This window comes from Roseibium sp. 10G30-5, assembly GCF_055809635.1.
This window is the reverse complement of the sequence record NZ_CM147918.1, coordinates 1,528,142-1,552,722: the sequence shown is the minus strand read 5'-3', so window position 1 is coordinate 1,552,722 and position 24,581 is coordinate 1,528,142. Positions and strand designations below refer to the sequence as shown.

At 56.2% G+C, this 24,581-nt stretch carries 17 protein-coding genes and 3 pseudogenes; 12 read left to right on the top strand and 8 right to left on the bottom strand.

Annotated features, from left to right (window positions below):
• Positions 1–111: 111 nt before the first annotated feature.
• Together AC0L7U_RS07840 and AC0L7U_RS07835 are read left to right on the top strand one after the other, a co-directional pair.
• Positions 112–1,353, top strand: coding sequence for an NAD(P)/FAD-dependent oxidoreductase (locus tag AC0L7U_RS07840; RefSeq protein ID WP_473695116.1), 1,242 nt, complete (start codon positions 112–114; stop codon positions 1,351–1,353).
• A gap of 23 nt (positions 1,354–1,376) precedes the next feature.
• Complete coding sequence (locus AC0L7U_RS07835; RefSeq protein ID WP_473695114.1) at positions 1,377–2,411, top strand: 4-hydroxyproline epimerase; 1,035 nt, start codon at positions 1,377–1,379, stop codon at positions 2,409–2,411.
• 73 nt (positions 2,412–2,484) lie between these two features.
• Here the strand turns inward: AC0L7U_RS07835 and AC0L7U_RS07830 are convergent, their stop codons facing one another.
• The gene (locus tag AC0L7U_RS07830) at positions 2,485–4,545 is read right to left on the bottom strand and encodes a putative bifunctional diguanylate cyclase/phosphodiesterase (protein WP_473695112.1); all 2,061 of its coding nucleotides are present in this window, start codon (positions 4,543–4,545) and stop codon (positions 2,485–2,487) included.
• Positions 4,546–4,860: 315 nt separating this feature from the next.
• Between AC0L7U_RS07830 and AC0L7U_RS07825 the strand changes: the two genes are divergently transcribed.
• Both AC0L7U_RS07825 and AC0L7U_RS07820 read left to right on the top strand, forming a co-directional pair.
• Entirely contained in the window at positions 4,861–5,979 is a 1,119-nt protein-coding gene (locus AC0L7U_RS07825; RefSeq protein ID WP_473695110.1) for an ATP-dependent DNA helicase, read from the top strand.
• Between the two features lie 108 nt (positions 5,980–6,087).
• Positions 6,088–8,559 (top strand): annotated as a pseudogene (locus AC0L7U_RS07820) (Tex family protein).
• Between the two features lie 144 nt (positions 8,560–8,703).
• Here the strand turns inward: AC0L7U_RS07820 and AC0L7U_RS07815 are convergent.
• On the bottom strand, positions 8,704–8,829 hold the full coding sequence (locus AC0L7U_RS07815) for a hypothetical protein (RefSeq protein ID WP_473695108.1): 126 nt from the start codon (positions 8,827–8,829) through the stop codon (positions 8,704–8,706).
• A 164-nt stretch (positions 8,830–8,993) separates the two neighbouring features.
• On the opposite strand from AC0L7U_RS07815, the gene AC0L7U_RS07810 reads away from it, so the two are divergent.
• Positions 8,994–9,920 (top strand): LysR family transcriptional regulator, encoded by a 927-nt coding sequence (locus AC0L7U_RS07810; protein ID WP_473695106.1) that lies wholly within the window; start codon positions 8,994–8,996, stop codon positions 9,918–9,920.
• A gap of 35 nt (positions 9,921–9,955) precedes the next feature.
• Positions 9,956–11,002, top strand: coding sequence for an ABC transporter ATP-binding protein (locus AC0L7U_RS07805; RefSeq protein ID WP_473695105.1), 1,047 nt, complete (start codon positions 9,956–9,958; stop codon positions 11,000–11,002).
• Here the strand turns inward: AC0L7U_RS07805 and AC0L7U_RS07800 are convergent.
• The 3 genes from AC0L7U_RS07800 to AC0L7U_RS07790 form a co-directional block, all read right to left on the bottom strand.
• Positions 10,962–11,567 carry a GNAT family N-acetyltransferase gene (locus tag AC0L7U_RS07800; RefSeq protein ID WP_473695104.1) on the bottom strand — a complete coding sequence of 202 codons (606 nt, stop codon included), beginning with the start codon at positions 11,565–11,567 and terminating at the stop codon, positions 10,962–10,964. The genes AC0L7U_RS07805 and AC0L7U_RS07800 overlap by 41 nt on opposite strands.
• 11 nt (positions 11,568–11,578) lie before the next feature.
• Entirely contained in the window at positions 11,579–13,285 is a 1,707-nt protein-coding gene (locus tag AC0L7U_RS07795; RefSeq protein ID WP_473695102.1) for an ABC transporter permease, read from the bottom strand.
• A gap of 95 nt (positions 13,286–13,380) precedes the next feature.
• Positions 13,381–14,361: an ABC transporter substrate-binding protein gene (locus AC0L7U_RS07790; protein ID WP_473695100.1), complete on the bottom strand. Its 981-nt coding sequence runs from the start codon at positions 14,359–14,361 to the stop codon at positions 13,381–13,383.
• 704 nt (positions 14,362–15,065) lie between these two features.
• Between AC0L7U_RS07790 and AC0L7U_RS07785 the strand changes: the two genes are divergently transcribed.
• The 3 genes from AC0L7U_RS07785 (at position 15,066) to gndA (ending at position 18,110) form a co-directional block, all read left to right on the top strand.
• Complete coding sequence (locus tag AC0L7U_RS07785) at positions 15,066–15,302, top strand: porin (protein WP_473695098.1); 237 nt, start codon at positions 15,066–15,068, stop codon at positions 15,300–15,302.
• Entirely contained in the window at positions 15,229–16,245 is a 1,017-nt protein-coding gene (locus AC0L7U_RS07780; protein WP_473695708.1) for a porin, read from the top strand. Before AC0L7U_RS07785 ends, AC0L7U_RS07780 begins: the two co-directional genes overlap by 74 nt.
• Positions 16,246–16,736: 491 nt before the next feature.
• Complete coding sequence (gene gndA, locus AC0L7U_RS07775; RefSeq protein WP_473695706.1) at positions 16,737–18,110, top strand: NADP-dependent phosphogluconate dehydrogenase; 1,374 nt, start codon at positions 16,737–16,739, stop codon at positions 18,108–18,110.
• Between the two features lie 90 nt (positions 18,111–18,200).
• Here the strand turns inward: gndA and AC0L7U_RS07770 are convergent, their stop codons facing one another.
• Positions 18,201–19,151 (bottom strand): 2-hydroxyacid dehydrogenase, encoded by a 951-nt coding sequence (locus AC0L7U_RS07770; RefSeq protein WP_473695096.1) that lies wholly within the window; start codon positions 19,149–19,151, stop codon positions 18,201–18,203.
• A gap of 8 nt (positions 19,152–19,159) precedes the next feature.
• The gene (locus AC0L7U_RS07765; protein ID WP_473695095.1) at positions 19,160–19,573 is read right to left on the bottom strand and encodes a VOC family protein; all 414 of its coding nucleotides are present in this window, start codon (positions 19,571–19,573) and stop codon (positions 19,160–19,162) included.
• A 476-nt stretch (positions 19,574–20,049) separates the two neighbouring features.
• Here AC0L7U_RS07765 and AC0L7U_RS07760 point away from each other — a divergent pair.
• The 3 genes and pseudogenes from AC0L7U_RS07760 to AC0L7U_RS07750 all read left to right on the top strand — a co-directional run bounded on the left by AC0L7U_RS07760 (position 20,050) and on the right by AC0L7U_RS07750 (position 23,093).
• Positions 20,050–21,052, top strand: a pseudogene (locus AC0L7U_RS07760) (ABC transporter substrate-binding protein).
• A gap of 114 nt (positions 21,053–21,166) precedes the next feature.
• Positions 21,167–22,054: pseudogene (locus AC0L7U_RS07755) on the top strand (ABC transporter permease).
• The gene (locus tag AC0L7U_RS07750; RefSeq protein ID WP_473695093.1) at positions 22,047–23,093 is read left to right on the top strand and encodes a quaternary amine ABC transporter ATP-binding protein; all 1,047 of its coding nucleotides are present in this window, start codon (positions 22,047–22,049) and stop codon (positions 23,091–23,093) included. The pseudogene AC0L7U_RS07755 and the gene AC0L7U_RS07750 overlap by 8 nt, the downstream one beginning before the upstream one ends.
• A 79-nt stretch (positions 23,094–23,172) precedes the next feature.
• Here the strand turns inward: AC0L7U_RS07750 and AC0L7U_RS07745 are convergent, their stop codons facing one another.
• Positions 23,173–24,513, bottom strand: coding sequence for an HlyD family type I secretion periplasmic adaptor subunit (locus tag AC0L7U_RS07745; protein WP_473695091.1), 1,341 nt, complete (start codon positions 24,511–24,513; stop codon positions 23,173–23,175).
• Positions 24,514–24,581 lie beyond the last annotated feature (68 nt).

The following is a 24,581-nucleotide window of genomic DNA, read 5'->3' as shown; positions in this document are numbered from 1 at the left end:
GCCGTTGCGGCCCGGCGCTAATGGCGTTACCGCGCAGAGCAGGGGCTGTTTGTGCGGTTCGTTTCAGGCAAGATGATCCTGATGAAGCGTCTTTGAAATGGCGAGGGACGAATGACTGCACCATCTGTGTGTGTTCTGGGGGCCGGTATTGTTGGGCTGACCACGGCTGCCGCTTTGGTTGAGCGCGGGTGCAAGGTCACTTTGATCGACAAGACCGGGCCAGCCGCTGGGGCCAGTCAGGGCAACGCCGGCGGTTTGGCCTGGACCGATGTTGCGCCGATGGCCTCCGCCGATGTCTGGAAAGATGCTCTGCGTTGGCTTGCGGATCCATTGGGGCCTTTGGCTGTTCGCCCGGCCTATGCCTTGAAGATTTTGCCTTGGTTTTTGCGTTTCATGGTGGCGGGCCGGTCTGCCACGCGTGAGCGCAATACGCATGCGCTTGTCAGTCTCAATGGTGCCGCTCCCGGGGCATGGGAACGGCTTTCCCGCCTGACGGGAACTCACAATCAGTTTCGTGGTATTGGCTGTGTGGAGGCCTATGACACGCAGGCAAGCCTTATGGCTGCGCGCGACACATGGGCCGAGCAGCGTATGTATGGGGTCACCGTTGACGAACTGAGTGGCGAGCAATTGCGCGCCCGTGAGCCCGCTTTGGGGCCAGGTGTTGTTGGAGGAGCCTTTCTGCCCGCTTGGAAGACAGTTGATGATCCGCGCAAGATCTGTCTGACGATTGCCGACTGGCTGCATGCCAATGGCGTTGTGTTCGAGACAGCGACCATAGAGGCGGTTTCTCCGAGCGAAACGGGGACGTTGGTTCTTGCACAGGATGGCCGCGAGTGGCCCGTAGACCGCACGGTGATTGCGCTAGGGGCGTGGTCCAAACCCTTGGCCGAACGCCTTGGTGACAAGGTGCCGTTGGATACAGAGCGTGGCTATAACGCCACCTTTGCGCCGGGGCAGGTTGCCCTTGATAATTTTGTCATGTTGCCGGGTCACGGCTTTTGCCTGTCTCCTTTGGAATGTGGTGTGCGGCTTGGGGGCGCTGTTGAATTTGGCGGGCTGTCTCTGCCTCCCAACTGGCATCGCGTCGACGCGATGATTTCCAAGGCGCAGGGTGTCTTTCCAGGTCTCAACTTTGACGGGGGAGAGCGTTGGATGGGGTTTCGGCCATCTTTGCCCGACAGTTTGCCGGTGATCGGTCCATCATCGGCCAGTTCGTCGGTGCTCTATGCGTTTGGCCATGCCCATCATGGTCTGACACAGGCCGCTGCAACAGCCGAGTTGATCGCTTCTTATGTGTTCGGGGACCCGCTGGCGCTCGACCCAGCGCCTTTTCAGGCTTCTCGGTTTTGACGGTGTGAATGAGGATTGAAGTCATGGCGCGCCATACTTTCTTTTGTGTTGATGGTCATACGTGTGGCAACCCGGTGCGCCTTGTCGCCGGCGGAGGCCCGCATATTGAGGCGGCCTCCATGGCGGAGCGGCGCCAGAAGTTCATTGCTGATTATGACTGGATCCGCACTGGCCTGATGTTCGAGCCGCGTGGCCACGACATGATGTCCGGGTCTATTCTGTATCCGCCGTCCAGCGATGCTTATGACGTTGGCGTGCTCTATATCGAAACCAGTGGCTGTCTGCCCATGTGTGGGCATGGCACCATCGGCACCGTCACGATGGGACTGGAAGAAGGGCTGATCCAGCCGAAGGAACCAGGTGTGGTGCGTTTGGAGACGCCAGCAGGACTGGTGCTGGCCCACTATCAGTGTGATGGGGACATCGTCACATCGGTGCGCCTGACGAATGTGCCGAGTTTCCTTGCTGCCGAGGGACTGGAGATCGAGGCGCCTTATTTCGGTCGCCTGACTTTTGATGTGGCGTATGGTGGCAACTTCTATGCAATTATCGAACCGCAGGAAAATTTTCCCGGTGTTGGCAAAGTGGCTGTCGATCAGCTTGTCGCAGTCAGTCCGGTTTTGCGCCAGCTCATGAACGAGGCGTTCGAGATGGTGCATCCCGAGAAGCCGGAAATCCGCGGCATTTCCCATTTACAATGGACGGGAGAGGCTTCAAACGAACAAGCGGATGCACGCAATGCCGTGTTCTACGGCGACAAGGCCATTGATCGAAGCCCATGCGGCACGGGAACATCTGCGCGAATGGCGCAGCTTTTTGGCAAAGGCAAACTGGCCGTGGGTGACCGCTTCGTCCACGAGAGTGTCATTGGATCACTGTTTGTCGGTGGGGTGAAGGACGCGGTCACCGTTGGAGGGCGACCGGGGATCATTCCGACGATCGAGGGCTGGGCCATCAAGACAGGCACAAGCACCATCAGTCTGGATGAGCGCGATCCCTATATGACCGGGTTTTCGGTCACGGGCACAGGTGTGAAAAACTACCCGAGACCGATCTGACCGTTGACGGCCAGATCGGGTTATCTTTTCAGATCGCGTAACTCGGGTTGTAAGCTCACTCAGGCGTCAGGCGTCAGGCGTGGTGCCGTGCTGCTCTGCGCGCAAAAGTTTTTCCATAGTCATCCGCTGGCATTGGGCGGCCATAATAGAAACCTTGCAACTCGTGGCAGCCCAGGGCTGCGGCCTTGTCGCCGATTTCCTTGGTTTCTACACCTTCCGCCACGATTTTGGCTTCCATCAGTTCGCACAGGCCAATGACCATGCGGACCAGACCATCATCGCGAGCCAGACCCTTGATCAGGCTGCTGTCGATCTTGATGCAGTCGACGGCCATTTCGCTCAGGCGGGCAAAGTTGGAATAGCCTGTGCCGAAATCGTCAATCGCGATGCGCACGCCGAGAGCACGGATCTTCTCGAGGTTTTCGGTGATCGTCGGATTGCCCTCGATCAGCATGGTCTCGGTCATTTCCAGTTCCAGCAGATGTGGCGGGCAGTCAAACTCATTCAGAGTCTGCTCAACAGTTGTCGCGAAATTGCTTTCGCTCAACTGGCGCAGCGAAACGTTGACCGAGACCGCAACTTCCAGCCCCTTTTCGCGCCACTTGCACACCTGACTGACGGAATCATGCAGGATTAGCGAGCCTAACTCGTTGATGAGGCCGTTCTTCTCACAAATCGGAATGAATGTGCCCGGCATCATCAAGCCAAGACTTGGATGGTTCCAGCGCGCAAGCGCCTCGATCATCTTGACCTCATGCGTCCCGGCCGTCACACGCGGCTGGTAATAAGGCTCGAATTCGCCGTTTTCCAGACCTTCGCGCAGCTTGGTCAGAAGCTCCAGTTCTGTTTCCATTTCTTCGCGCATGCTCGGTTCGAAGAAACGATACTGGTTGCGTCCGGAGGCTTTGGCTTCATACATCGCCAGATCGGCGCATTGCATCAGGTTCTGAGCGGTTTTGCCGTCGTCCGGGAAACACGCAATGCCCATGCTGGGGGTCACCGACAGGCGGCGCCCTTCTGACAGGATCGGTACAGATAGGGTCTCTATGATCGTCTGGGCGCGCTCCTGCAGGATCGGCCGTGGGTCGTCGGCCTTGACCATGGTCAGGAACAGGAACTCATCGCCACCAAGGCGGATCACTGCTTCGCGGTCTGAATACAGACTGTCCAGACGACAGGCGATCTTGATCAGCAGATTGTCGCCGTGACGATGGCCGAGCGTGTCGTTGATGATCTTGAACTGGTCTAGGTCGATGAAGAACACCCCGACCTTGCATTTTTGAATGCGCGCGCGGTGCGCCATCTGATTGAAGATGGTGCTCAACTTCAGGCGGTTGGGCAAGCCGGTCAGCGGGTCTGTATGCGCCAGCGACTTTGCCAGGGCTTCTGCGTTCTTCAACTCGCTGACGTCGGTTTCACTGATCAGGATAGATGGGCAGCCGGATGCAGGGTCGTGACAGAACCGGGCCGTCAGGTCATGCCAACGCTGACCTTCCGAGGTGTGGACCTCGGCGATCATACGCGTTTCGCCCTTGGCGCTGATGTCATGCAACAGCTTGCAATAATCGGCCAGATTGACGAAGCGCGCCTTGAGGTCTGTGTGACAGGAATCGAATGTCGTTCGCGCCGCCGGGTTCATGTAGAGCGTTGCGCCAGCTTCCTCGTGAAGAGAAATCATGAGCTGTGTGTGCAGCAGTGCATCGGCGCTGCGGATGGCGTCCGGCTGAAGTCCGGCTTCGCTCTGCGCTTCACACAGCATTCCCATGCGCCCATCGGGCAGAGGGGAGGCGCTGAACTGAACCAGCAGCGGGCGAGGTTCGCCTTGCGGATAAAGCGTCCACATTTCAGTGAACACCGCATCACCGTTGGTGAAATCGGATTGATACTGTTTCAGGCGCCGTGTCACCGCCGGTGACATGTCCGACTTGAGATCGCGTGCAGCCAGTTCTGCCAGGCTGTCTGCGGCCCAGACATCAAGCGCCGACTTGTTGGCCCAGACCACATGCGCATTGTCGATGTCAAAGATCCAGACGGCAACATCAAGACGATCAGCCAGACCGTCTGGTGGCCGGTTTAAATCCTGGTGGGCGTTGAATGCAGTTTGAGCGTTGGCAGAGTGGGATCTTGCTACCATGATGTCGTCACCCTTTTCGCAAGGCTCGCCAGAATCCCCGAGGACGCGAGAACGTTAGGGGAGTGTACTGTAAAGTGCCGAGTTTGATAACGCTGAGACATTCAACATCTATCTGTTTCATGAGGGTGCAAATCAAATTAGAGTGTAGGTCATAATTATTTACGTTGTGTTCCCAAAATCTCTGCACTTCGACATATCCGTATTTTAGCTAAATAATCTGTCACGAAGTGGGGGGTGTTTCCGGCGGCAAAGCTTGGCAGACGCAGGCAAATCAGGCTATGCAGCGACAAACGTTTCTACAGCAGGACATTGGCAATGGTGTGGTCGCCCAACCAGGAAGAGGCCCTGTCGGAGGTCGCCGCTTGGCTCCGCAGGGGGGACAGGCAGGTTTTCCGGCTGTTCGGCTATGCGGGCACGGGCAAGACCACCCTTGCACGCCATCTGGCAGAAGGCATTGACGGGGACGTCTGTTTTGGGGCCTTTACAGGCAAGGCCGCACATGTCTTGCGCCAGAAAGGCTGTGAAGATGCTGGCACGATCCACTCGCTGATCTATCGCCCGCGTGGGGTGAAGGAAGAAGACGAAAGCGACGAGGAAGAAGACAGTTCTCCCCAGTTCACTATCAAGCGCGACAGTGCAGCCGCCACGGCGAAGCTGATTGTCATTGATGAATGTTCTATGGTGGATGAAGAGCTTGGGCGCGATCTCTTGTCATTCGGAACGCCTGTTCTAGTGTTGGGCGACCCGGCGCAATTGCCGCCGGTCAAGGGGGGCGGCTATTTTACCGATGCCGAGCCGGATGTGATGCTGACCGAGGTTCACCGGCAGGCGCAGGACAATCCGATCGTTCGTATGTCAATGACAATCCGAGAGGGTGGGCAGTTGGACTATGGCGAGTTTGGTGACAGTCGGGTCATCGGTCGCAAGGATATCGACAAGGATCAGATCCTGTCGGCTGATCAGGTTCTTGTGGGCACCAACCGTACGCGCCGTCTTTACAATGCCCGCATCCGCGAATTGCGCGGGTTTGATATGCCGATGCCGGGTGTTGGCGACAAGCTCGTGTGTCTGCGCAATGACAAGACCAAGGGTTTGCTCAACGGCGGCTTGTGGACTGTGAAGCGTCTTCGTCAGCCGCGCGGCAACACACTGCGCTTCGATGTGACCCCCGAGGACGAGCCAAAAAAGACTGGCGTGCAGGTCAAGGTTCTGCCGGCCATGTTCGAGGACGGCGCTGAGCAATTGCCGTACGCCCTTCGCCGTAAGGCCGATGAGTTTGATTACGGCTATGCGTTGACCGTGCATAAGGCGCAAGGGTCGCAATGGGACAACGTCGTGCTGTTTGATGAAAGCTGGGCTTTTCGCGAACACCGCGATCGCTGGCTATACACCGCCGTCACACGGGCCGCAGAACGCATCACCGTGGTGCGCTGATCCTCTCTTTGACGCGCCGACCGTGGATGGTGCTCATACGGAGCTTTATGCTGCCGTGATTGCGCTCTATGGTCCGGCACGTTTTTGGAATGAAGGGTTGCCTTAGTCATGTCTGAACTGTCTGTCTCGCCGAAGAAGATCGCGGCTGGTCCCGCTGAAACAGCTCTGCGCATTGCGCGCAGGATTGCCGATGAGATTGCCTGTCAGCCTGCACAGGTCAATGCGACGGTGCAGATGCTCGATGAAGGCTCGACGGTGCCATTTATCGCTCGCTACCGTAAGGAGGCGACTGGTGGGCTTGACGATACGCAATTGCGCAAGCTGGAAGAACGGCTGATCTATCTACGCGAGATGGAAGACCGGCGGACCTCAATCCGCAAGTCCATCGATGAGCAGGGCAAGCTGACCGATGTTCTCGACAAGGCCATCACAGCTGCCGACACCAAGTCGGTGTTGGAAGACTTGTACCTGCCTTACAAGAAGAAGCGGCGGACGAAGGCACAGATCGCGCGCGAAGCGGGATTGGAGCCGCTGGCCGATCTGCTGTTGAATGATCCCTCAAAGACCCCGGACACTGAAGCTGCGGCTTTTGTCGATGATGGCAAGGGTGTCACCGACACAAAGGCGGCACTGGACGGAGCGCGGCAAATCCTGATGGAGCGCTTTGCCGAGAATGCCGATCTTGTGGGGCGTCTTCGAAAGCACGTCAGTGCCAAGGGCGTTGTTGCCGCGAAGGTTGTTGACGGAAAATCCGAAGCTGGAGCCAAGTTCGCGGACTATTTCAACTATTCAGAGCCGCTTGGCAAAATTCCAAGTCACCGGGCGCTGGCGCTTATGCGTGGGCGCAATGAGGGCATTCTGGCTGTTGATCTGCTGGTCGATGCGGATGACGTTTCACCGGTCAAGCCGGTTGAACGTATGGTCGCCGATGCGCATGGCATTGAAGATCGCGGTCGGCCGGGCGACAAGTGGCTGATGGACGTGGCGCGGTGGGCCTGGAAGGTCAAGCTGGCGCTGCACCTGGAACTTGATCTGATGGGCGACTTGCGGGAAAAGGCCGAGGCTGAGGCTATTCAGGTGTTCGCGCGCAATCTTAAGGATCTGCTGTTGGCAGCCCCTGCCGGGTCTCGCGCTACGCTGGGCCTTGATCCGGGCATTCGCACCGGGGTCAAAGTGGCTGTGGTGGATGAAACCGGCACTTTGACGGATACGACAACAATTTACCCGTTTCAGCCACGCAATGATGTTGCGGGTTCGCGCGCGGCTATTCTGGCGTTGATTGCCAAGCACAAGATTGGCCTGATCGCCATTGGTAATGGTACGGCTAGCCGTGAAACGGATCGATTGGTGAGCGATCTTCTGGGCGATGTACCGGTGGACAGCCGTCCTGTGAAGGTTATCGTCAACGAGGCGGGTGCCTCGGTCTATTCTGCCTCGGAACTGGCGGCAAGTGAGTTGCCTTGGCGTTGATGTGTCCTTGCGCGGGGCGGCCAGTATCGCCCGACGTTTGCAGGACCCCTGGCGGAACTGGTCAAGATCGAGCCGAAGTCGATTGGCGTCGGGCAATACCAGCATGATGTCAACCAAACCAAATTGGCGCGGGCACTGGATGCTGTGGTTGAAGATGCGGTGAACGCCGTGGGCGTGGACCTGAACACCGCGTCAGCTGCGTTGTTGAGCCGAATTTCCGGTCTCTCAGACAGTCTTGCACGCGCTGTTGTGGAGCATCGGTCGTCTATTGGGCGGTTCACAAGCCGCAAACAATTGAAGGATGTTGCCCGGCTCGGTCCCAAGGCCTATGAGCTTTGTGCCGGGTTCCTGCGTATCAACAACGGCGATGAACCGCTTGATGCGTCGTCCGTTCACCCGGAAGCCTATCCGTTGGCCAAGCGCATCGTGAAAGCATGTGGCCGGGATCTGCGCCAGTTGATGGGCAACAGTGAGCTGTTGCGGGGTCTGGATGCGATTGACTTTACCGATGACCGGTTTGGTTTGCCAACGGTGCGGGACATATTGTCGGAGCTTGAAAAGCCGGGCCGTGATCCGCGCCCGGAATTCAAGACTGCCACGCTGCAAGATGGCGTCGAAGAAATTTCGGACCTGAAAATGGCGATGAAACTGGAAGGCACCGTGACCAACGTCACCAACTTTGGGGCTTTCGTCGATGTGGGCGTTCATCAGGATGGCCTGGTGCATGTGTCGCAGTTGGCGGACCGTTTCGTTGATGACCCGCATAAGGTCGTCAAGGCGGGGGATATTGTCAAAGTCACGGTGCTGGAGGTCGATGTGAAGCGCAAGCGGATTGCGCTGTCGATGCGCTCGCAGGTGGACTTCGAGCAGCAACGCCAATCTGAAGCGGGGCGAGATGCACGCCGCACGAGCGATACGAAAGGGCGTATCGGAGAGCGGCAGGGTGCTGGTCAACGCAATGGCGGTGGCAAAACAGCAGGCACGTTGGCTGGGGGCAAGCCCAAGCCCTCCGGTGGCGGTGAGCGGTCGAAGGGTCGCGATGCGCCCGGTGGTGGCAACAGTGCTATGGCTGCAGCACTGGCCGCAGCGATGAACAAGTCACGCAAGTAAGCTGCATTCTGGTCTATGCCGTCAGGGTGTTGTGCCGTGTTCCGGACAAGAAAAAAGCCGCTCCGATTTGTGTCGGGCGGCTTTATCTTTTTGTCGGCTGCGTGTCAGACACGCCCGGGTCGGCATTCGGCACAGAGTGTCGGATCAGCGCCGTCCCTGACGCTGTTTTGCGTCACGCAGGTGTGCTTCCATCTGGCCAATGCGGGCCGGAGAGTTTGGAGACACAATGCTCAAAAGCGTTGTGCCGAGGATCTGTGAGAGAAAGGTCATAACAAGCCTGATCCCAGTCTTCGATTTTAAGAGGTGTGGGTCTGCTTGCACAAATAGGCAGCAGATGGGGAGCTTATGCTCCCGTATCTTCCCTTCAATCAATCGAATTGTTTTTATGTATTGCTTCAATTAAATTGAACTTAAAGCTCGCAGGGGAAACAGGGATGACAAACACCGTAAATCCAACCTCTTTGTTGATTGATATCGAGTTGCTGCGCACTTTTGTGGTGATTGCGGAAACCTCAAGTTTCACAAAGACGTCTGAGACTGTCGGGCGCACTTTGTCTGCGGTTTCCATGCAGATGAAGCGGTTGGAAGGGCAGCTTGATGTCTCGCTGTTTTCCCGCGATGGGCGAACTATCCGGCTCACCTCCGAGGGGGAAGCGTTGTTAGGGTACGCGCGCCGCATCCTGCTGTTGAATGAGGAAGCGGTGGCGTTGTTTCTATCACCGTCCATCGAGGGCGAAGTACGGTTTGGTGCGCCGTCGGATTTTGGCACCCGTTTGTTGCCAAGTTTTCTGTCGCGTTTCGCCCGCTCTCATCCCGGCGTTTCGGTGGATGTGCATCTGGACGGCAGTCCGCAATTGCTGCAAGCAGTGAACCGCGGTGATCTGGATCTGGCGCTTTATACGGCGCGCCCCGAAACGGAACAGGCGAAAAGTGGTGAGATCGTTTTTACCGAGCCGCTGGTGTGGGTGGGGCTGGAAGGGGGGATTGCTTATGAGCGCTCGCCATTGCCGCTTGCTGTTTCCACGCCGGGGTGTCCATGGCGGCGTGCGGCTCGCACCATGCTGGATGCCAGTGAGAAGGCCTATCGTATCTCCTACACCAGTTTCCATAGTGCGGGGCAGGAGGCTGCCCTGCTGGCAGATCTGGCGGTTGCTCCGTTCCCGGCAAGCGTTGTGGCTTCTCCATTGCAGATCATGGACCAACGGCATGGCCTGCCGGACCTGGGTTCGTATCATATCATCATGAAGACGCGGCCGCGCTCCGGACGCGCCGCACAGGCCTTCGCAGAACATGTAAAAGAGTGTTTTGGTGAGATGAGTCTGGCAAAAAGCGCAACTGCACAGGTTGGGCACCCGTCGTAATCAAACCGTCACGGGAGTTATCTAAACGAGCCGATATGACCATCAAGATCTCTTCCGTTCGTAAAAAATTCGGTTCACACGCTGCGTTGGATGATGTTTCGCTCGAGATTGGCGAGGGCGATTTTTTCGTCGTCCTTGGCCCATCGGGCTGCGGAAAGTCAACGTTGTTGCGCGCCATCGCCGGGCTGGAGCCGATCGATAGCGGCGACATTCATATCGCAGGAAGCCATGTTGCGGGGCCGCAGATGCATGTTGATCCTGAAGATCGCAATGTTGGTGTGGTGTTTCAGTCCTATGCACTCTGGCCGCACTTGAGTGTCGGGGGCAATGTTGCCTTTCCGCTTGAAACGGCACGCTTGAGCAAGGCGGATGTGCGCGACCGTACCCGTCAATGCCTTGAGACTGTCGAACTTGGTGCCTATGCAGATCGCAAGCCGGCGGAATTGTCTGGTGGCGAACGTCAGCGCGTTGCGCTGGCACGGTGCCTCGCGCAGGCGGCCGACACCATCTTGATGGATGAGCCTTTGGCCAATCTTGATCCGCATTTGCGCACGGCCATGGAGCATGAACTGGCGGATTTTCATGCCAAGAGCGGGTCAACGACCTTGTTCATTACGCATGATCAGCGCGAAGCCATGGCCCTGGCTGACAAAGTGGCGTTGATGTGGAATGGTCGCATCCTTCAGGCAGATACGCCAGAGCGGCTCTATGAGCAACCAGTCAACGAGAAGGTCGCAGGGTTTATCGGTCGCAGCACTATTGTGGATGTTGACGTCCGCAGTTGTGCAGCCAAACGGGCACAGGTTTTGTTTGCAGGTCGTGCGGTTGAGGTGAGATGCCATCCGGATCATCTGGCCGGACGTGGGCGGCTGATGATCCGCCCCGAACATTTGCACCGGGTGGCCGATGGCGACGGCTGGAGCGCGCGTGTTGAACGTGTGACGTATCGTGGCGGTTACTATGAGGCACATGTCGCCTTGTACCAAGCAGGCGAAACCGTGTTGGTCAATCTGCCGCAACGGGTCAATCCGGGCGATGAGATCACACTGGCATTGCGGTCAGGCTGGCTTCTGCCGACCTGATGCAATGCGGGTGTGCGGCCTTATAGCAAGAGGCGCATGGCACAGCGCAGGTCAGGTTGCATGCCGTGACTTTCTTCTTGAGCCATGATGTCCGCCAACCGCGCGTCGTCGTCCGGGCCAAAATGGTGAAGCCGAGGCGCGCATAAAACGGGGCATTCCACGGCACGGTTCTAAAGGTCGTCAGGGTCACTTGCGGCAGGTTTTCAGCACGCGCATGATCTATGGCGACAGCAATCAAGGTTGTGCCGATGCCCTGTCCCTGCTTGTCGAGCTGGACAGATATTTCTTCGATGTGCAGTCGGTCGCCTTGTGGTTCGGCAGTCAGAAAGGCGATGGGCTCCGATTGGTGGCGACCGTTCATGGTCTGAGCATTTTCCTTTTCCGCGACCCAGCACGTACCGGCCTTGATGGCCTGAGCGTGTGCTTCGCTTGGTAGCACACCGCCAACAGACACCCAGTCGACGCCCGGAATGCTTTTGAACGCCTGACAGGCCGAGCGCTCGATTATCGCCAGCGCTGGAATGTCGCCGACTGTTGCGAGCCGGATCATATGGCCTTTACTCATGGATCCACATCCTACTCACGCCACGGAATAGTGCCGGCTGGCACATGGCGTGCCAGCAGGTTCATCGCCATCATGATGACAACCGTGGCCAACACGACGATCACAGCCATGGCGGATGCCAGCACAGTATAGCCACCATCTTCATAGTTGAAAATCGTCGTACCGATGGTCTCATTGCCCGTTGACCAGAGCAATGCGGAGACTGTGATCTCGTTGTAGGCAGTCAAGAACACGAGGATTGCGCCGGACGCCGCAGAGGGGGCAACCAGAGGGGCAAAGATACGGGTCATGCGTCGGGCAAATCCAGCACCGGAAACGCGGGCCGCATCTTCCAGCGTCATGTCGATTTGCAGGAATGCTGCCGTGACAGGTTTTAGGCCGATTGCCAGGAAGCAGGCGATATATGCCAGGAGGATGATCCAGATCGTGCCGTAAAGCGAAATATTGATCAGTGGCAGAGGACGAATGAAGGCCAGAATGAAGGCAATCGACATCACCAGTCCGGGAACGGCGAAGGCAATGTCCGACTGACTCGACAGGACATTTGCGATCCGTCGATTACCCCTCTTCTTGCTGGCAAGAAAATAGCCGAGCACAAGTGAGAGGCCTCCGATGATGAGCGCTGCCAGCGCGGCAATGCCGGTGGAATTGGCAAAGGCACGCAGAGTAACGGACTGGTGCCAGAGGATTTCTGCAAAATTGGCAAAAGTGAAGGTCGTCCAGGACAGGTTCACGCCATAGGTCGTTACCAGTGCCGTGGCCACAAGCGAAAGCGCGGGCAGGGCCAGCGTTGCCAGGATGAACAGCCAGAGAAGGGTTTCGGCCAGCGGTCGCTTGCGTTTCAGGTCAATCGCCAAGGGGGCCTGTGGAAGGCCGATCAGGGCAGAGCGCATTCTTGCTTGCACCATGTTTTGCAAGGTGATCACGGCGAGAGCCAGAACGGCCAGGATGACGGAAATCACAGCGACGTTCGGTAGCATGTCCGGCCCGAAGCTGGCCAGACGACGCCAGACCAGCACCGGCAAGGTGGTGAAACGCGCTGGAATGCCGATCAGGGCATTGATGCCAAAATTTCCCAATGAAGCAATGAAGGTAAGGCCCAATCCGGCCAGAAGTGTCGGGCCAAGAAGCGGTAAGGTGATGCGCAGCAGCATCCGCACAGGACGCGCGCCAGAAACGCGCGCGGCATCGGATAATTCTCGCGGCAGAAACCGGAGTGCAGCGCGTACCAGCAGAAAGACAAGGGGAGAGGCTTGGAGGCTCAACAAAAGCACAAGACCGGCGAGAGAATAAAGCGGATGCGGCGATCCCATGGGTGGGGCAAGATGCAGAGCTTTCAACACGGGACTACCGGGTCCGAGCGCTTGAATCCATGCAATCGCGGTGACATGAGGCGGAATCATCATGGGCAGCAGAACAAGAAACACCAGTGGGCCCTTGGCGCGGATGTTGGTCAGTCCAATGACCAGAGCAAGACACGTGCCTAATAGTGTTGCAAAGACGGCGGCCAGAGCACTGCTTTCCAATGAGTTCCACAAGGCATGCAGCACGGCACGGCTTTGAAGCGCTTCAAGCAAGGGGATCAGCGTCCAACCGGTGGCGTTCGTCAGGCCTGTCTTGAACAGCAACAGCAACGGTACGCCGCAGATGAACGTGACGATCAGCGCCAGACCAAAAAGGGTTGAGCGTTCAAGCGAGAAGAAACGGAATTTCGTCATGGTGCCGGAGTGTCTCTGGAGAAAGAGGCGGACCTGAATGAAAACAGGTGACGCCTTCACAGCGCCACCTGACATTTCGAGTGGTCTGACGGAAATCAGCCGCCAAAGATTTCGGTGAACGTCATCTTGTTGGCTTTGTCATCTTTGAGCGCCTTTGCCGGGTTGAAGGGCATCAGCTTGATTTCGTCGCGTGACGGGAAGCCTTCCGGCGCCTTTACAGCCGGATCAGCCGGCAAGTAGCCCATCTGAGCGGCGAGCTTCTGGCCGTCCTGCGACAGCAGGAAGTTGACGAAAGCCTTTGCGGCTTCCTTGTGTTTGGCGGTCTTCAGAATGGCAACCGGCTCGGTGACAGCGGTGACGCCTTCCTTCGGGAAGACGAACTTGACGGGCGCGCCCTTCTTTTCTGCGCGGATCGGCAGGAAGTCGACGACGAAGCCATAAAGCTTCTCGCCACCAGCCACAGCCTTGTAGGTGCCGCCGTTCCCTCCTTTGGGCATGGCACCTTGCTTGGCCAGCGCTTCATAATAGTCCCAGCCGAGATCCGGGTTGGCCGTGAGAGCATCCATGTGGATGGTGGCGGCACCCGATGTCAGCGGCGAGGGCATGGCGATCTTGCCCTTGGCTTCCGGCTTCAGCAGGTCTTTGTAAGAGGTCGGCTTCATCGGAGCGTTCGTGTTGTAGACGATGCCTGTGGTGATCAGCTTCGTGGAGAAGTAGGTTTTGTCCGTATCCATCAGGCCAGCAGGATAAGCAGAGATGTCTGCATCCTTGTCAGCCATCAGCCGGTCATCCTGCTTGAGACCTTCCATGGTGACCATGTCAGCAATCAGCAGAACGTCCGGCTTGGGCGCGCCAGCGGCGAATTCGGCCTGAAGCTTGGCCATGATCCGCGTCGTACCGTCCCGGACCCAGTCGACATGGACCTTCGGGTATTTCTTCATGAAGGCGTCAACGGTTTGCTGCGCATCCTTGTTTGGCTGCGATGTGTAGAGAACAAGATCTCCGGAAACATCGGCGGCAAAAGCAGGAAGTGAAGTAGCGGCAGTCAAAGCTGCTGCAATCAGGAAGCGTTTCATTTTTCATCCTTGCAAATTGGTCGAATATTCACCGGACGGCGAATTTAATGTCTCCTCTAGCAAGGTTTCGTGACAGTTTTTTACAGGGTCGGACCTTTTTTATGAAGCAAACACTTGGGTTTTTACGCTCCCTTCGGAAGGATGAGAATGAGGCAATAGCGAGGCAAATGTGCTCAAACTTTCGTCAAGGACCGGGTGCGTGCCGTTTTCCACAGGGGAGCTATAAAATGTGATCAGTTTTCATAACTTATATTCATGCATTGCTGCGTCGCAATATGAAAGAAATCTTCTCTGGCACATCCCTGACGTAAGGTCTTTTTTTTCGCTTTTAGAAACGCGTGTTGATTTCTTTGAATAAGGATTAAAAATTACATAGATTCGGTTTTGTCATTTGTGCCATCTTGCACCTATTTAGCAATGTCGAGTTCGTTTCGTTTTCATTTTATTGATTGTCAACGAGTGTTGTTCTTTGCCTCAAAGTGACCATTTTTCAATTTGTTGTAAATTTGGCACGTGGTTTTTGAGGGTGTTGTCACAATGTCTACGGCTGTTGAAGTTGGGCCGCTCGTTTGAGAGGTTGCATTGCAAGTTGGTGAGCCAAGGGGCTCCTCAATTCGAGCGGAAAATTGGTTGCGTGATGTTTTATGTGTCGCCCGATCTGATCTGCCGGCCCCACTCACTACTGTTCTTTGTGGAGACTTCAAATGTCATTTAAAAGCTTGATGCTTGCTGCTGCCGGTGTTGCAACAGCTGCTTCTGCCGCTCACGCTGCAGATCTTCCGACCGCTCCGGAGCCGGTCAACTACGTTCGCGTCTGCGACGCCTACGGCGCACGTTTCTTCTACATCCCCTGGCACAGACACATGTCTGCGTGTTGGTGGCCGTCTGCGTGTAAACTACTACTCGGGCGATCTGACCAGCGACGGCGACTACGGCCGTAACAAAGACGACTATGCCATGCAGGCACGTGCATACCTGTACTTGGATGCTCGCACGAACACCGAATACGGTCTGTTGCGCGCATACACGTCCATGTACGTCACGGACAGCAAGGGCACCGACAGCACTTCTCTGGAATATGCATACGTCCAGTTCGGTGGCTTCACGTTCGGTCGTTCTGAGTCGTTCTTCGACTTCTACACTGGTGACCCCTTCATCGGCTTCGCAAACGCTGCCTATGACGACACCAAGACCAACATGGCTGCTTACACCGCTGCATTCGGCAACGGCTTCTCGGCAACTCTGTCGGTTGAAGATGGCTCGATCGGCAACACAAGCATCAGCGATACTGTAGCAGACCGCTTTGCTGTTTCTGACGACAACTATGGCGGCTCTAGCATGCCTGACGTTGTTGCTGCTCTGCGCGTCGACCAGGGTTGGGGTTCTGCTCAGCTGATGGGCGCATTGCACGACATTCGTGGTGATCGTGCGAACTCCGATGGTCAGCTCGGCTGGGCAATCGGCGGTGGCGTACGCTACAACCTTGCAATGTTGAGCAAGGGTTCCAACGTTGCATTCCAGGCTGTCTATGCTGACGGTGCAAACCGTTACCTCGGCTACGGAGCTCAGGAATACGGCTATGACTTCGCTTACGACAACAGCGGCGACGTTGACACAACCAAGGGCGTAAGCATGGTTGGTTCGTTCAACTACCAGCTGACCCAGACTGTTGGTGCAACCATCGAAGGTTCGTACACCCACCTGAACCTTGGTGGCGACGACACGGGCAACCTGAACGAATACTCGGTTGACGGCTCGCTTCTCTGGAGCCCGGTCTCCGGCTTCGATATTGGTGCTGACCTCGGCTACGAAAAGGCCAAGTACAGCAACAATGCCGATGCTGATGCGATGAAGTTCGGTGTCCGCGTTCAGCGCACATTCTAATCGCGCCTCCTAGCGTCAAACTCAAGGCAGACGGCCCATCCCCGGGTCGCCTACCTTGGTCCCTCAGGCCCGGTGGATCCATCCATCGGGCCTTTTGCGTTTTGAGCAAGCCGGCAACCTGCTTGAATTTTCAGGTGGTGACAGGTCTGATTTGGCGGAATCTGCCATTGTCGTCTGCGTAAATTTCATTATCTAAACAGCGTTGGCAGGGTCCCGTTGTCTATTCTTTCCATTCAGGCCTCCCCCTGGACGGTAGAGCCCATCTTGGTTGGCGCGGGCCCGAAAGTGGACTGCGTCAGTGTGGGGTCGCACAGGTGCGACGAGCACTGCCTTGCATAAATTTTGAGCCAAAGACTAGCGGGTGCCCTACCGCTTGCGGTATGACGACACCACCTTGTTCTAATTATCTATGGGTTATCCCTAAGGAGGTACGTAGTGTCCAACGACAAGATTGGCCATAGGCTGAGATCGGAGTGCTCGGGCTGGGTACCATGGGTGGAAACCTGGCGCTGAATATTGCCGAAAAAGGCTTTTCTGCTGCCGTTTACAACCGCACCAATGACCGGACGGATGCCTTCTACAAGAAGGCAGGCGATCTACAGGAACGATTGACGCCAACCAAATCGCTCGAAGAGTTTGTGCAAGCGATCAAGAAGCCTCGCGCAATTATCCTGATGGTTCCTGCTGGTGACCCTGTTGACGAGCAGATCAAGGCTTTGCGGCCGCTGATGGATGCAGACGATCTGATCATTGATGCAGGCAATGCCAACTATCACGATACGAACCGCCGTGCGAAGGATGCTGAAGAAAACGGTCCACGTTTCATGGGCATTGGCGTATCGGGTGGCGAGCAGGGAGCCCGTCATGGTCCCTCCATCATGGCTGGTGGCGCGATGGATGGCTGGGATCAGGTTGGTCATATTCTGGAAGCCATTTCGGCACACCACGAAGGCACACCATGCGCGGCTCATCTGGGGCAGGCAGGTGCAGGCCATCTGGTCAAGACCGTCCACAATGGCATTGAATATGCTGACATGCAGATGATCGCCGAAGTCTATGGCGTCATGCGCGATGGTTTTGGTCTGTCCTCCGACGACATCAGTGGTGTTTTCGAAGACTGGAACAAGGGCGTTCTACAGTCCTACCTCATCGAGATCTCCAGTGAAGTTGCCAAGACGGCTGATCCGGATACCGGCAAGCCGATGCTCGACATCATTCTTGACCGGGCTGGTCAGAAGGGCACAGGACGTTGGACGGCAATTGAAGGCCTGATGCTGGGGACGCCAGCAAGTGCCATCGAAGCGGCTGTTGCGGCTCGTAACATGTCCGCACGTCTGGGAGAGCGTAAGAAGGGTCAGGATGTCTTTGGAGCTGCTCCGCAGGCCATCGACCGCTCGGCTCTGTCGACGGATGCTCTCGAAGCTGCGCTCGTCGCTGGCAAAATCGTCTGCTATGCGCAGGGGTTCGGCCTGATTTGGGAAGCCGCCGACCAGTATGAATGGTCCATGCCACTGCCGAAGATTGCTGAAATCTGGCGCGATGGCTGTATCATCCGTTCGTCGATGCTGAACGATATGGCTTCTGCATTGAGCGAAGATCCGAACCGCAACCTGATGTTTGCGCCGTTCTTTGCGGATAAGCTCAAGGAAACCCATCAGGCGTTGCGTCAGGTTGTGTCTCAGGCCTCCCTTGCAGGTATTGCTGTTCCGGCTCTGTCGTCGGCTCTGGCTTACTTCGATGCGATGCGTACTGAACGCGGCACGGCCAATATGCTTCAGGGCCAGCGCGATTTCTTTGGTGCGCATGGGTTTGAGCGTACCGATAAGGACGGTAAGGATTATCACGGTCCTTGGGCGATGGGCTAAGGTCTCGGCCTGTGCCGAACCAGATGACTTTGAAAAGGGCTGGCACAGTGCCAGCCCTTTTTTGTTTGCAGTGCCTGACTGTTGGTCTTTTTAATATCCGATGGTGCGATCAACGCTTTTCGGCATGGCACCCGTGTCGAAATACGTCGTAATGTTTTTTGCAACCAACGCGCTTGCCGTTTTCGGTGTGGTTGGCCCCGATATATGGGGCAGCACGGTGACATTGGGATGGGACCAGTAGGGGGCGTTCTCGGGAAGGGGTTCGATGGCGAAGACGTCGAGCACCGCATGGCCGATATGGCCGGCGTCGAGGGCTGCCAGAAGGGCTTCATCGTCGATGATTGGGCCGCGGGAAAAATTGATCAGCTTCGCCCCCTTTGACAGACCCGCAAGCGTTTCGGCATTGAGAAACCCGGTTGTCTGAGGTGTCAGCGGTATCAGGCAAAGGACGATGTCCGCGGCCGCCAGAGTGGCCATCAGGCCGTCCTTGCCTGACTGCGTCGGAATATCAGCCAGCGTCTTAGGTGTGCGGCTCCAGCCGATGACTTTGAAATGGTTCTGATGCAGCTTTGCTGCAGCCGCCTGACCCAGTTTGCCAAGTCCGAGTACCGCTACTGTACGATCCTCTGCCATAACATAGTCTCTCTGGTCCCAAGTCTTGTTGCGCTGACTGTCGGCATAGTGTGGCATGTCGCGGTGCAGATATAAGGTCCACGCCAGAGCCGCTTCGGCCATGGTTTCAGCCATGCGCGGATCTTCCAGCCGCACAATCTCGACGGCGCTCTCTCCTAGATCGCTCACCATGCGCTCGACGCCAGCCCAGAGGCTGTGGATCCATTTCAGCTTGGGCAGGGTTTTCAGCTCTTCAGGATCAGGATTGGCAACAATCGCAACTTCCGCACTCTGTCGCTCGGTTTCGTCGAGGTCATTGAAGGCTTTGACTGAATATCCTTCGGGAAAGCTTGCATTCAGTGTATCGAGCCAGTGCTTCTCGTCTGCTGCGTCTTCGCGGCTGACGAAGGGAATCGTGCGTACATGCATGTGGTCGCTCACTTTGCAAAGATGCCGGAGGTGTCTGCGAAGCCTTTGACCTCAATCGGATTTCCAGAAGGGTCACGGAAGAACATGGTGCTTTGTTCGCCGGGCTCTCCTTTAAAGCGAACGGTTGGCTTCATGATGAACGCGATCTCTGCGCGTACCAGGCGGTCGGCCAATTCCTTCCAGGTCTCCATATCCAGAACGACGCCCAGATGCGGCATTGGCACCATGTGATCACCCACTTTGCCGGTGTTTGTGGTGGCAAAAGGCGTGCCGAGATGCAGTGAAATCTGGTGGCCGAAGAAATCGAAGTCGACCCAGGTTTCGGTGCTGCGGCCTTCGGTGCAGCCAAGGAGTGTCCCGTAGAACTCACGGGCGTCTTCCAGATCCGTGACATGATAGGCTAGGTGGAAACAAGAAGGCATGCTTGGCTCTTTCACATATGCGGTTGAAAAATGGGCAGAGGATCTATTCGCCCTTTCATGAGGCACAATAGAAACCACAGTGGCCAAGCGCAACGCGTGTTTCCTAGCCTTCGAAGAGTGTTTTTAAGCGTTGCGCTGGTGAGACTTGCGAAGTGGCGTAAACTTGACAGAACTTGGGAGATTTTTTGAACATAAGTGCAACCAATGTAGGGGTGCAGAGTTTGTTACAATTGAGGCGTTTCTGAAAACGTGAAATCTGTCAATCTCTTTATGGGCTTGGCGCGATGTTGAAAACATGCTTTGATTTCGTGAATGACGTTCTGTTTTAAAGTTTAGCGGACCTTGGATGTGGGCAATTCAACACAGAAAAATATGACTGGTTGGTCATAAAACTCTTGTCGTCTGCCTGTCACCTGACCGGAATATCTATCGAGCCGCTGTAATCGACTATGTTTGACACGTGAGGGGAAATCTAAATGAAGAAGCTGTTTGGGGCTCTTGCTGGAATTGGGCTTGGACTGGCGACAACATCAGCCATGGCCGCCGGATCCTGCGGTGATCTGAAAGTTGCGGAGATGAACTGGGCGTCGGCCGGTGTCATTGCTCAGATCGACAAGATCATCATGGACGCGGCTTATGGCTGTCATGTCGAGCTGGTGACAGGCGACACGATGCCCACCTTCACGTCGATGAACGAAAAAGAAGAGCCTGACATGGCACCGGAATTCTGGGTCAACGCGGTGCGTGATCCACTCGACAAAGCGGTCAAGGAAGGCCGTCTGGTGATCGGCAGTGAGATCCTCAAGGATGGCGGACAGGAAGGGTTCTGGATCCCGACCTACATCGCCACCAAATACAACATCAAGACGGTTGACGATGCCCTCAAGCATCCAGAGCTGTTTCCATAGTGCGGAAGATTCGAAGAAGGGAGCCTGGTTCAACTGCCCGTCGGGTTGGAATTGCCAGATTTCCTCGCGCAACCAGTTCCGGGCTTATGGCGCCAAGGAAAAGGGCTTTGAATTGGTCCCAACCGGCTCTGCCGCCGCACTTGACGGATCTATCGCGCGGGCGTTTGAGCGCCACGAAGGTTGGCTTGGCTACTATTGGGCTCCGACCGCAATTCTGGGTAAGTACAAGATGACGCTGCTCGATTTCGGCGTGCCATTCGACAAGAAAATGTGGAACGATTGCACGGTCAAGGCGGATTGTCTGAACCCGAAGCCAACGGCCTGGGTTCACACCGAAGTCTACACCGTCATCACCAAGAAGTTTGAAGCCAAAGCCGGCCCGGAGGCAACCGCTTACGTCAAACGCCGAAGCTGGGGCAATGATACGGTTAGTGAAGTTCTCGCATGGATGAGCGCCAACAAGGCCACCAGCGAAGACGGTGCTTACTACTTCCTCGAGCATTACAAGAATGTCTGGAGCAAGTGGGTTGGTTCGGAAGAAGCCGTGAAAAAGGTTGAGGCAGAACTTTGATGCACTGCGCTTTCAACTTGCGGGCTGCCCCGCACTGAAATCGACAGAAGACTGAAGGAGTGTGTCGTTTCGGCATGCTCCTTCATTATATTGGCTTCAAGCCCAAGGAAATCCATGGACTGGCTCGATGATTTTCCCTCTTTCGGACGGCGCGATCTGCGCATGATCCGTCTGACGGTGGATGGTGTATTTCGCAGTTTCACCCGCGCCTACGGGCAGGATCTGGAAAACTTCTTCCACCCTCTTCAGGTGTTTCTCGTGTGGCTGGAAGGCCTGCTGATCAATTCGCCCTGACCATTTGTGCTGGCGGCATTATGTGCGATCGTCTTTCTTCTCAGCCGCAGCGCCAAGGTGACAATCGGCACGTTGATTGCGTTGGTTCTCATTGGCGTGTTTGGAATGTGGGAAGATACGATGCGGACCATCGCAGTGGTGGCTGTATGTACGCTTGTCGCTGTCGTGTTGGGTATTCCCATCGGTATCTTGATGGCGCGTTCGGACCGGGTGCAGGGGTTCATCAACCCGATCCTGGATCTCATGCAGACAATGCCAAGTTTCGTCTATCTTATTCCGGTGGTGATGATCTTTGGGCTTGGCAAGGTCCCCGGCGTCATTGCGGTGGTGATTTATGCCATTCCGCCGATGATCCGCCTGACCAATCTTGGTATTCGGCTTGTCGATGCCGATGTGCTTGAAGCGGCGGACGCCTTCGGGTCGTCGTCGTGGCAGAAACTCAAGAATATTCAGCTTCCCTTGGCCCTGCCTACGATCATGGCGGGAATCAATCAGTGCATCATGATGTCGCTGTCGATGGTTGTCGTTGCCTCGATGATTGGGGTGCGTGGTCTTGGCCAGCCCGTGTTGCAGGCGATCAACAATCAGTATTTCACCATGGGCGTCATGAATGGTCTGGCCATCGTCGCCATTGCGATCATTTTCGACCGGGCGACGCAGGCTTATGGCCGCCGTCTCCAGAAGCATTCGGAGGTGGTGCATGGCTGATGCAGAAGCTCATCCCAAGAACGGCATCGAGATCAAGAACCTGTACAAGGTTTTCGGACCGAACGCCGTCGAGATGGTTCAAAAAGTCCGTGAAGGCATGTCCAAGGCCGAGTTGAACGAGAAGTTCAATCATGTCGTGGGTCTGGACAATATCAACATGACGATGGAAGCCGGCAAGATCCATGTGGTTATGGGGCTTTCAGGCTCGGGCAAGTCCACGCTCATTCGCCATATCAACCGGTTGATCGATCCGACCAGCGGCGAGGTTTGGTGTGGCGAGGAAGACGTCTGTCAGATGTCCTCCAAAGATCTGCGGGAGTTCCGGCGTCATCGCACGGCGATGGTCTTTCAGAAGTTCGCTCTTCTGCCGCATCGCACGGTGATGAAGAACACTGTCTACGGGCTGGAAGTGCAGGGGGTGTCAGCCAGGGAAGCAGAACAGCGCGCCGCACACTGGATTGCTCGTGTCGGGCTTGAAGGCTTCGAGGACAGCTATCCAAATCAATTGTCTGGCGGTATGCAGCAACGCGTTGGTCTGGCGCGCGCCTTGACCAATGATGCGGATATTCTGCTGATGGATGAAGCCTTCTCGGCGCTTGATCCCTTGATCCGCATGGATATGCAGAGCGTTCTGCTCGATTTGCAGGAAGAGCTGAAGAAGACGATTGTCTTCATCACCCATGATCTTGATGAAGCGCTGCGGCTTGGCGACCAGATTGCCATTTTGCGTGACGGTGCGATTATCCAGCATGGCACGGGGCAGGATATCGTGCTGCGTCCGGCAGATGACTATATCTCCAGTTTTGTGCGTGAGGTGAACCGGGGGCGTGTCATTCGCGTCGAGACGGTGATGGACACCTCGCGCAAGCTGCCTGATGGGGTGCCTTTGAGAAAGGGCCTCGTGCTGGAAGAGGCGGCCCGATCCTTTGCGGAGAGTGGTGCGCTGGAGGCCAATGTGGTGGATGCCCAAGACCAGCCGCTCGGTGTCCTGACTGTTCAGGCAACACTGGCTGCAATGGTCAATTCACCATCTGCGTGATCGGCAGGTCTTCCGCGAGGTGAGACATAACAAAGGGCCCGGATATCTCCGGGCCCTTTGTGCGCTCTGGATCAATGTTTTATCGCTCGGTGAAGATCTTGTTCATGGCGCGGGTGACCGGATGAAGCAGGTAAAGCATGATTGATTTTGAACCTGTCACAATCTGCGCGTTGACCTGCATGCCCGGCAGAATGGGGCGTTGGTTTTTGCCTTCGCCAACCGTGTGGCTTGGCAAAGAGATAATAGCCTTGAAGTAATACTGCCCTTGTTCATCCTTGAAACTTGACGCTGAAATGGTTTTCACCTTGCCCGATATGGTGCCCTGAATGTTGGTGTCATAGCTGGTGATGGTGATGTCTGCGGGATAGCCGACCTCGATGTGACCAATATCTTTCGGGTCAACCCGAACTTCTGCCACCAGATCAAGATCTCTTGGAACAATTTCGGCGATCAGGTCCCCCGGATTGACGACTGCGCCCGGGCCGGCTTGATCAAGCGATTGAATATAGCCATCAACGGGCGATACCACCTTGAGACGGTTCTGGCGGTCTTGCAGTTTCGTCTTCTCGCGGGTCAGTTCATCAAATTCCTGCGCCACCTTGGCGCGTTCGTCGGCAACTGTCCGGTTGACCTCCGCGCCGGCCTGCATGTAATCCGACTTCGCTTCTGCAAGTGTTTGTCGCGCCTGAGCGAGGTTGCCCTCTACTTCGGCCAGAGTCACCTTCGTGGTCTGGTATTGCGCCTTTGCATCGAGGTAGCGCCGTTTGGATGTGTAGCCCTGATTCAGCAGATCGGATTGAATGTCGAATTGTTCCTTCTGCAATTCCACCTGAGATTGCTGAAGCGCGTATTGGCCCTCCAGGCTTTTGACCTCGGCCTCTCTTTGTGAGACGCGCGCCGCAAGGCCGTCCTGCTGGTTCGACAACGCCATTCGATTGGCATCCAGTGCATCCTGTTGCTGGGAGCTGAGATCGCGTGTCGTCGAGGTCGTCAGACGCAGACCTGCGCCATTGTTATCGTTGTTGTATCCTTGCGCGCGCAGGCGTTGTTCTTCGCGGGTGAGATAGTCAAGCCGGTTGTCGATCCGGTCGAGTTCCGCTGTGGTGTCGGATCGTTTTAGTCGGGCGATCTCTTGCCCTGCCGTTACCATATCGCCTTCCCTGACCAACAGGGTGTCGACAATACCGCCTTCCAGGTGCTCGATTGTCAGGATCTGTCCGGCTGGCGTGATCTCGCCCTTTGTCTCGGCAACTTCCCGAACTTCTCCGAAGGAGGCCCAGACCAGAAGAAAAGCCGCCACGCAGCCGAGCCCCATCAGCAGGCGGGTGTAGACCTTCGGTGGAATCCCGTCCTCAAGATCGAGCGGAAGACTGGCGCGGCCATAGACAGCTTTGCGAAGTGGATCTTTATCGTCGGCCATAAGACTACTATCTGGTTGTTTTAAAACTGACGTTGATGGTAGATAATAAAAGTGAAGAAGATGTTTTA

Excerpts from the sequence above, each read along its gene's own strand:
- AC0L7U_RS07810 (WP_473695106.1), top strand. The coding sequence starts at position 8,994 with ATGACAAACACCGTAAATCCAACCTCTTTGTTGATTGATATCGAGTTG.
- AC0L7U_RS07795 (WP_473695102.1), bottom strand. The coding sequence starts at position 13,285 with ATGACGAAATTCCGTTTCTTCTCGCTTGAACGCTCAACCCTTTTTGGT.
- AC0L7U_RS07745 (WP_473695091.1), bottom strand. The coding sequence starts at position 24,513 with ATGGCCGACGATAAAGATCCACTTCGCAAAGCTGTCTATGGCCGCGCC.
- AC0L7U_RS07765 (WP_473695095.1), bottom strand. The coding sequence starts at position 19,573 with ATGCCTTCTTGTTTCCACCTAGCCTATCATGTCACGGATCTGGAAGAC.
- AC0L7U_RS07815 (WP_473695108.1), bottom strand. The coding sequence starts at position 8,829 with ATGACCTTTCTCTCACAGATCCTCGGCACAACGCTTTTGAGCATTGTG.
- AC0L7U_RS07835 (WP_473695114.1), top strand. The coding sequence starts at position 1,377 with ATGGCGCGCCATACTTTCTTTTGTGTTGATGGTCATACGTGTGGCAAC.
- AC0L7U_RS07830 (WP_473695112.1), bottom strand. The coding sequence starts at position 4,545 with ATGGTAGCAAGATCCCACTCTGCCAACGCTCAAACTGCATTCAACGCC.
- AC0L7U_RS07805 (WP_473695105.1), top strand. The coding sequence starts at position 9,956 with ATGACCATCAAGATCTCTTCCGTTCGTAAAAAATTCGGTTCACACGCT.
- AC0L7U_RS07750 (WP_473695093.1), top strand. The coding sequence starts at position 22,047 with ATGGCTGATGCAGAAGCTCATCCCAAGAACGGCATCGAGATCAAGAAC.
- AC0L7U_RS07770 (WP_473695096.1), bottom strand. The coding sequence starts at position 19,151 with ATGCATGTACGCACGATTCCCTTCGTCAGCCGCGAAGACGCAGCAGAC.
- AC0L7U_RS07840 (WP_473695116.1), top strand. The coding sequence starts at position 112 with ATGACTGCACCATCTGTGTGTGTTCTGGGGGCCGGTATTGTTGGGCTG.
- AC0L7U_RS07790 (WP_473695100.1), bottom strand. The coding sequence starts at position 14,361 with ATGAAACGCTTCCTGATTGCAGCAGCTTTGACTGCCGCTACTTCACTT.
- AC0L7U_RS07785 (WP_473695098.1), top strand. The coding sequence starts at position 15,066 with ATGTCATTTAAAAGCTTGATGCTTGCTGCTGCCGGTGTTGCAACAGCT.
- gndA (WP_473695706.1), top strand. The coding sequence starts at position 16,737 with ATGGGTGGAAACCTGGCGCTGAATATTGCCGAAAAAGGCTTTTCTGCT.
- AC0L7U_RS07800 (WP_473695104.1), bottom strand. The coding sequence starts at position 11,567 with ATGAGTAAAGGCCATATGATCCGGCTCGCAACAGTCGGCGACATTCCA.
- AC0L7U_RS07825 (WP_473695110.1), top strand. The coding sequence starts at position 4,861 with ATGGTGTGGTCGCCCAACCAGGAAGAGGCCCTGTCGGAGGTCGCCGCT.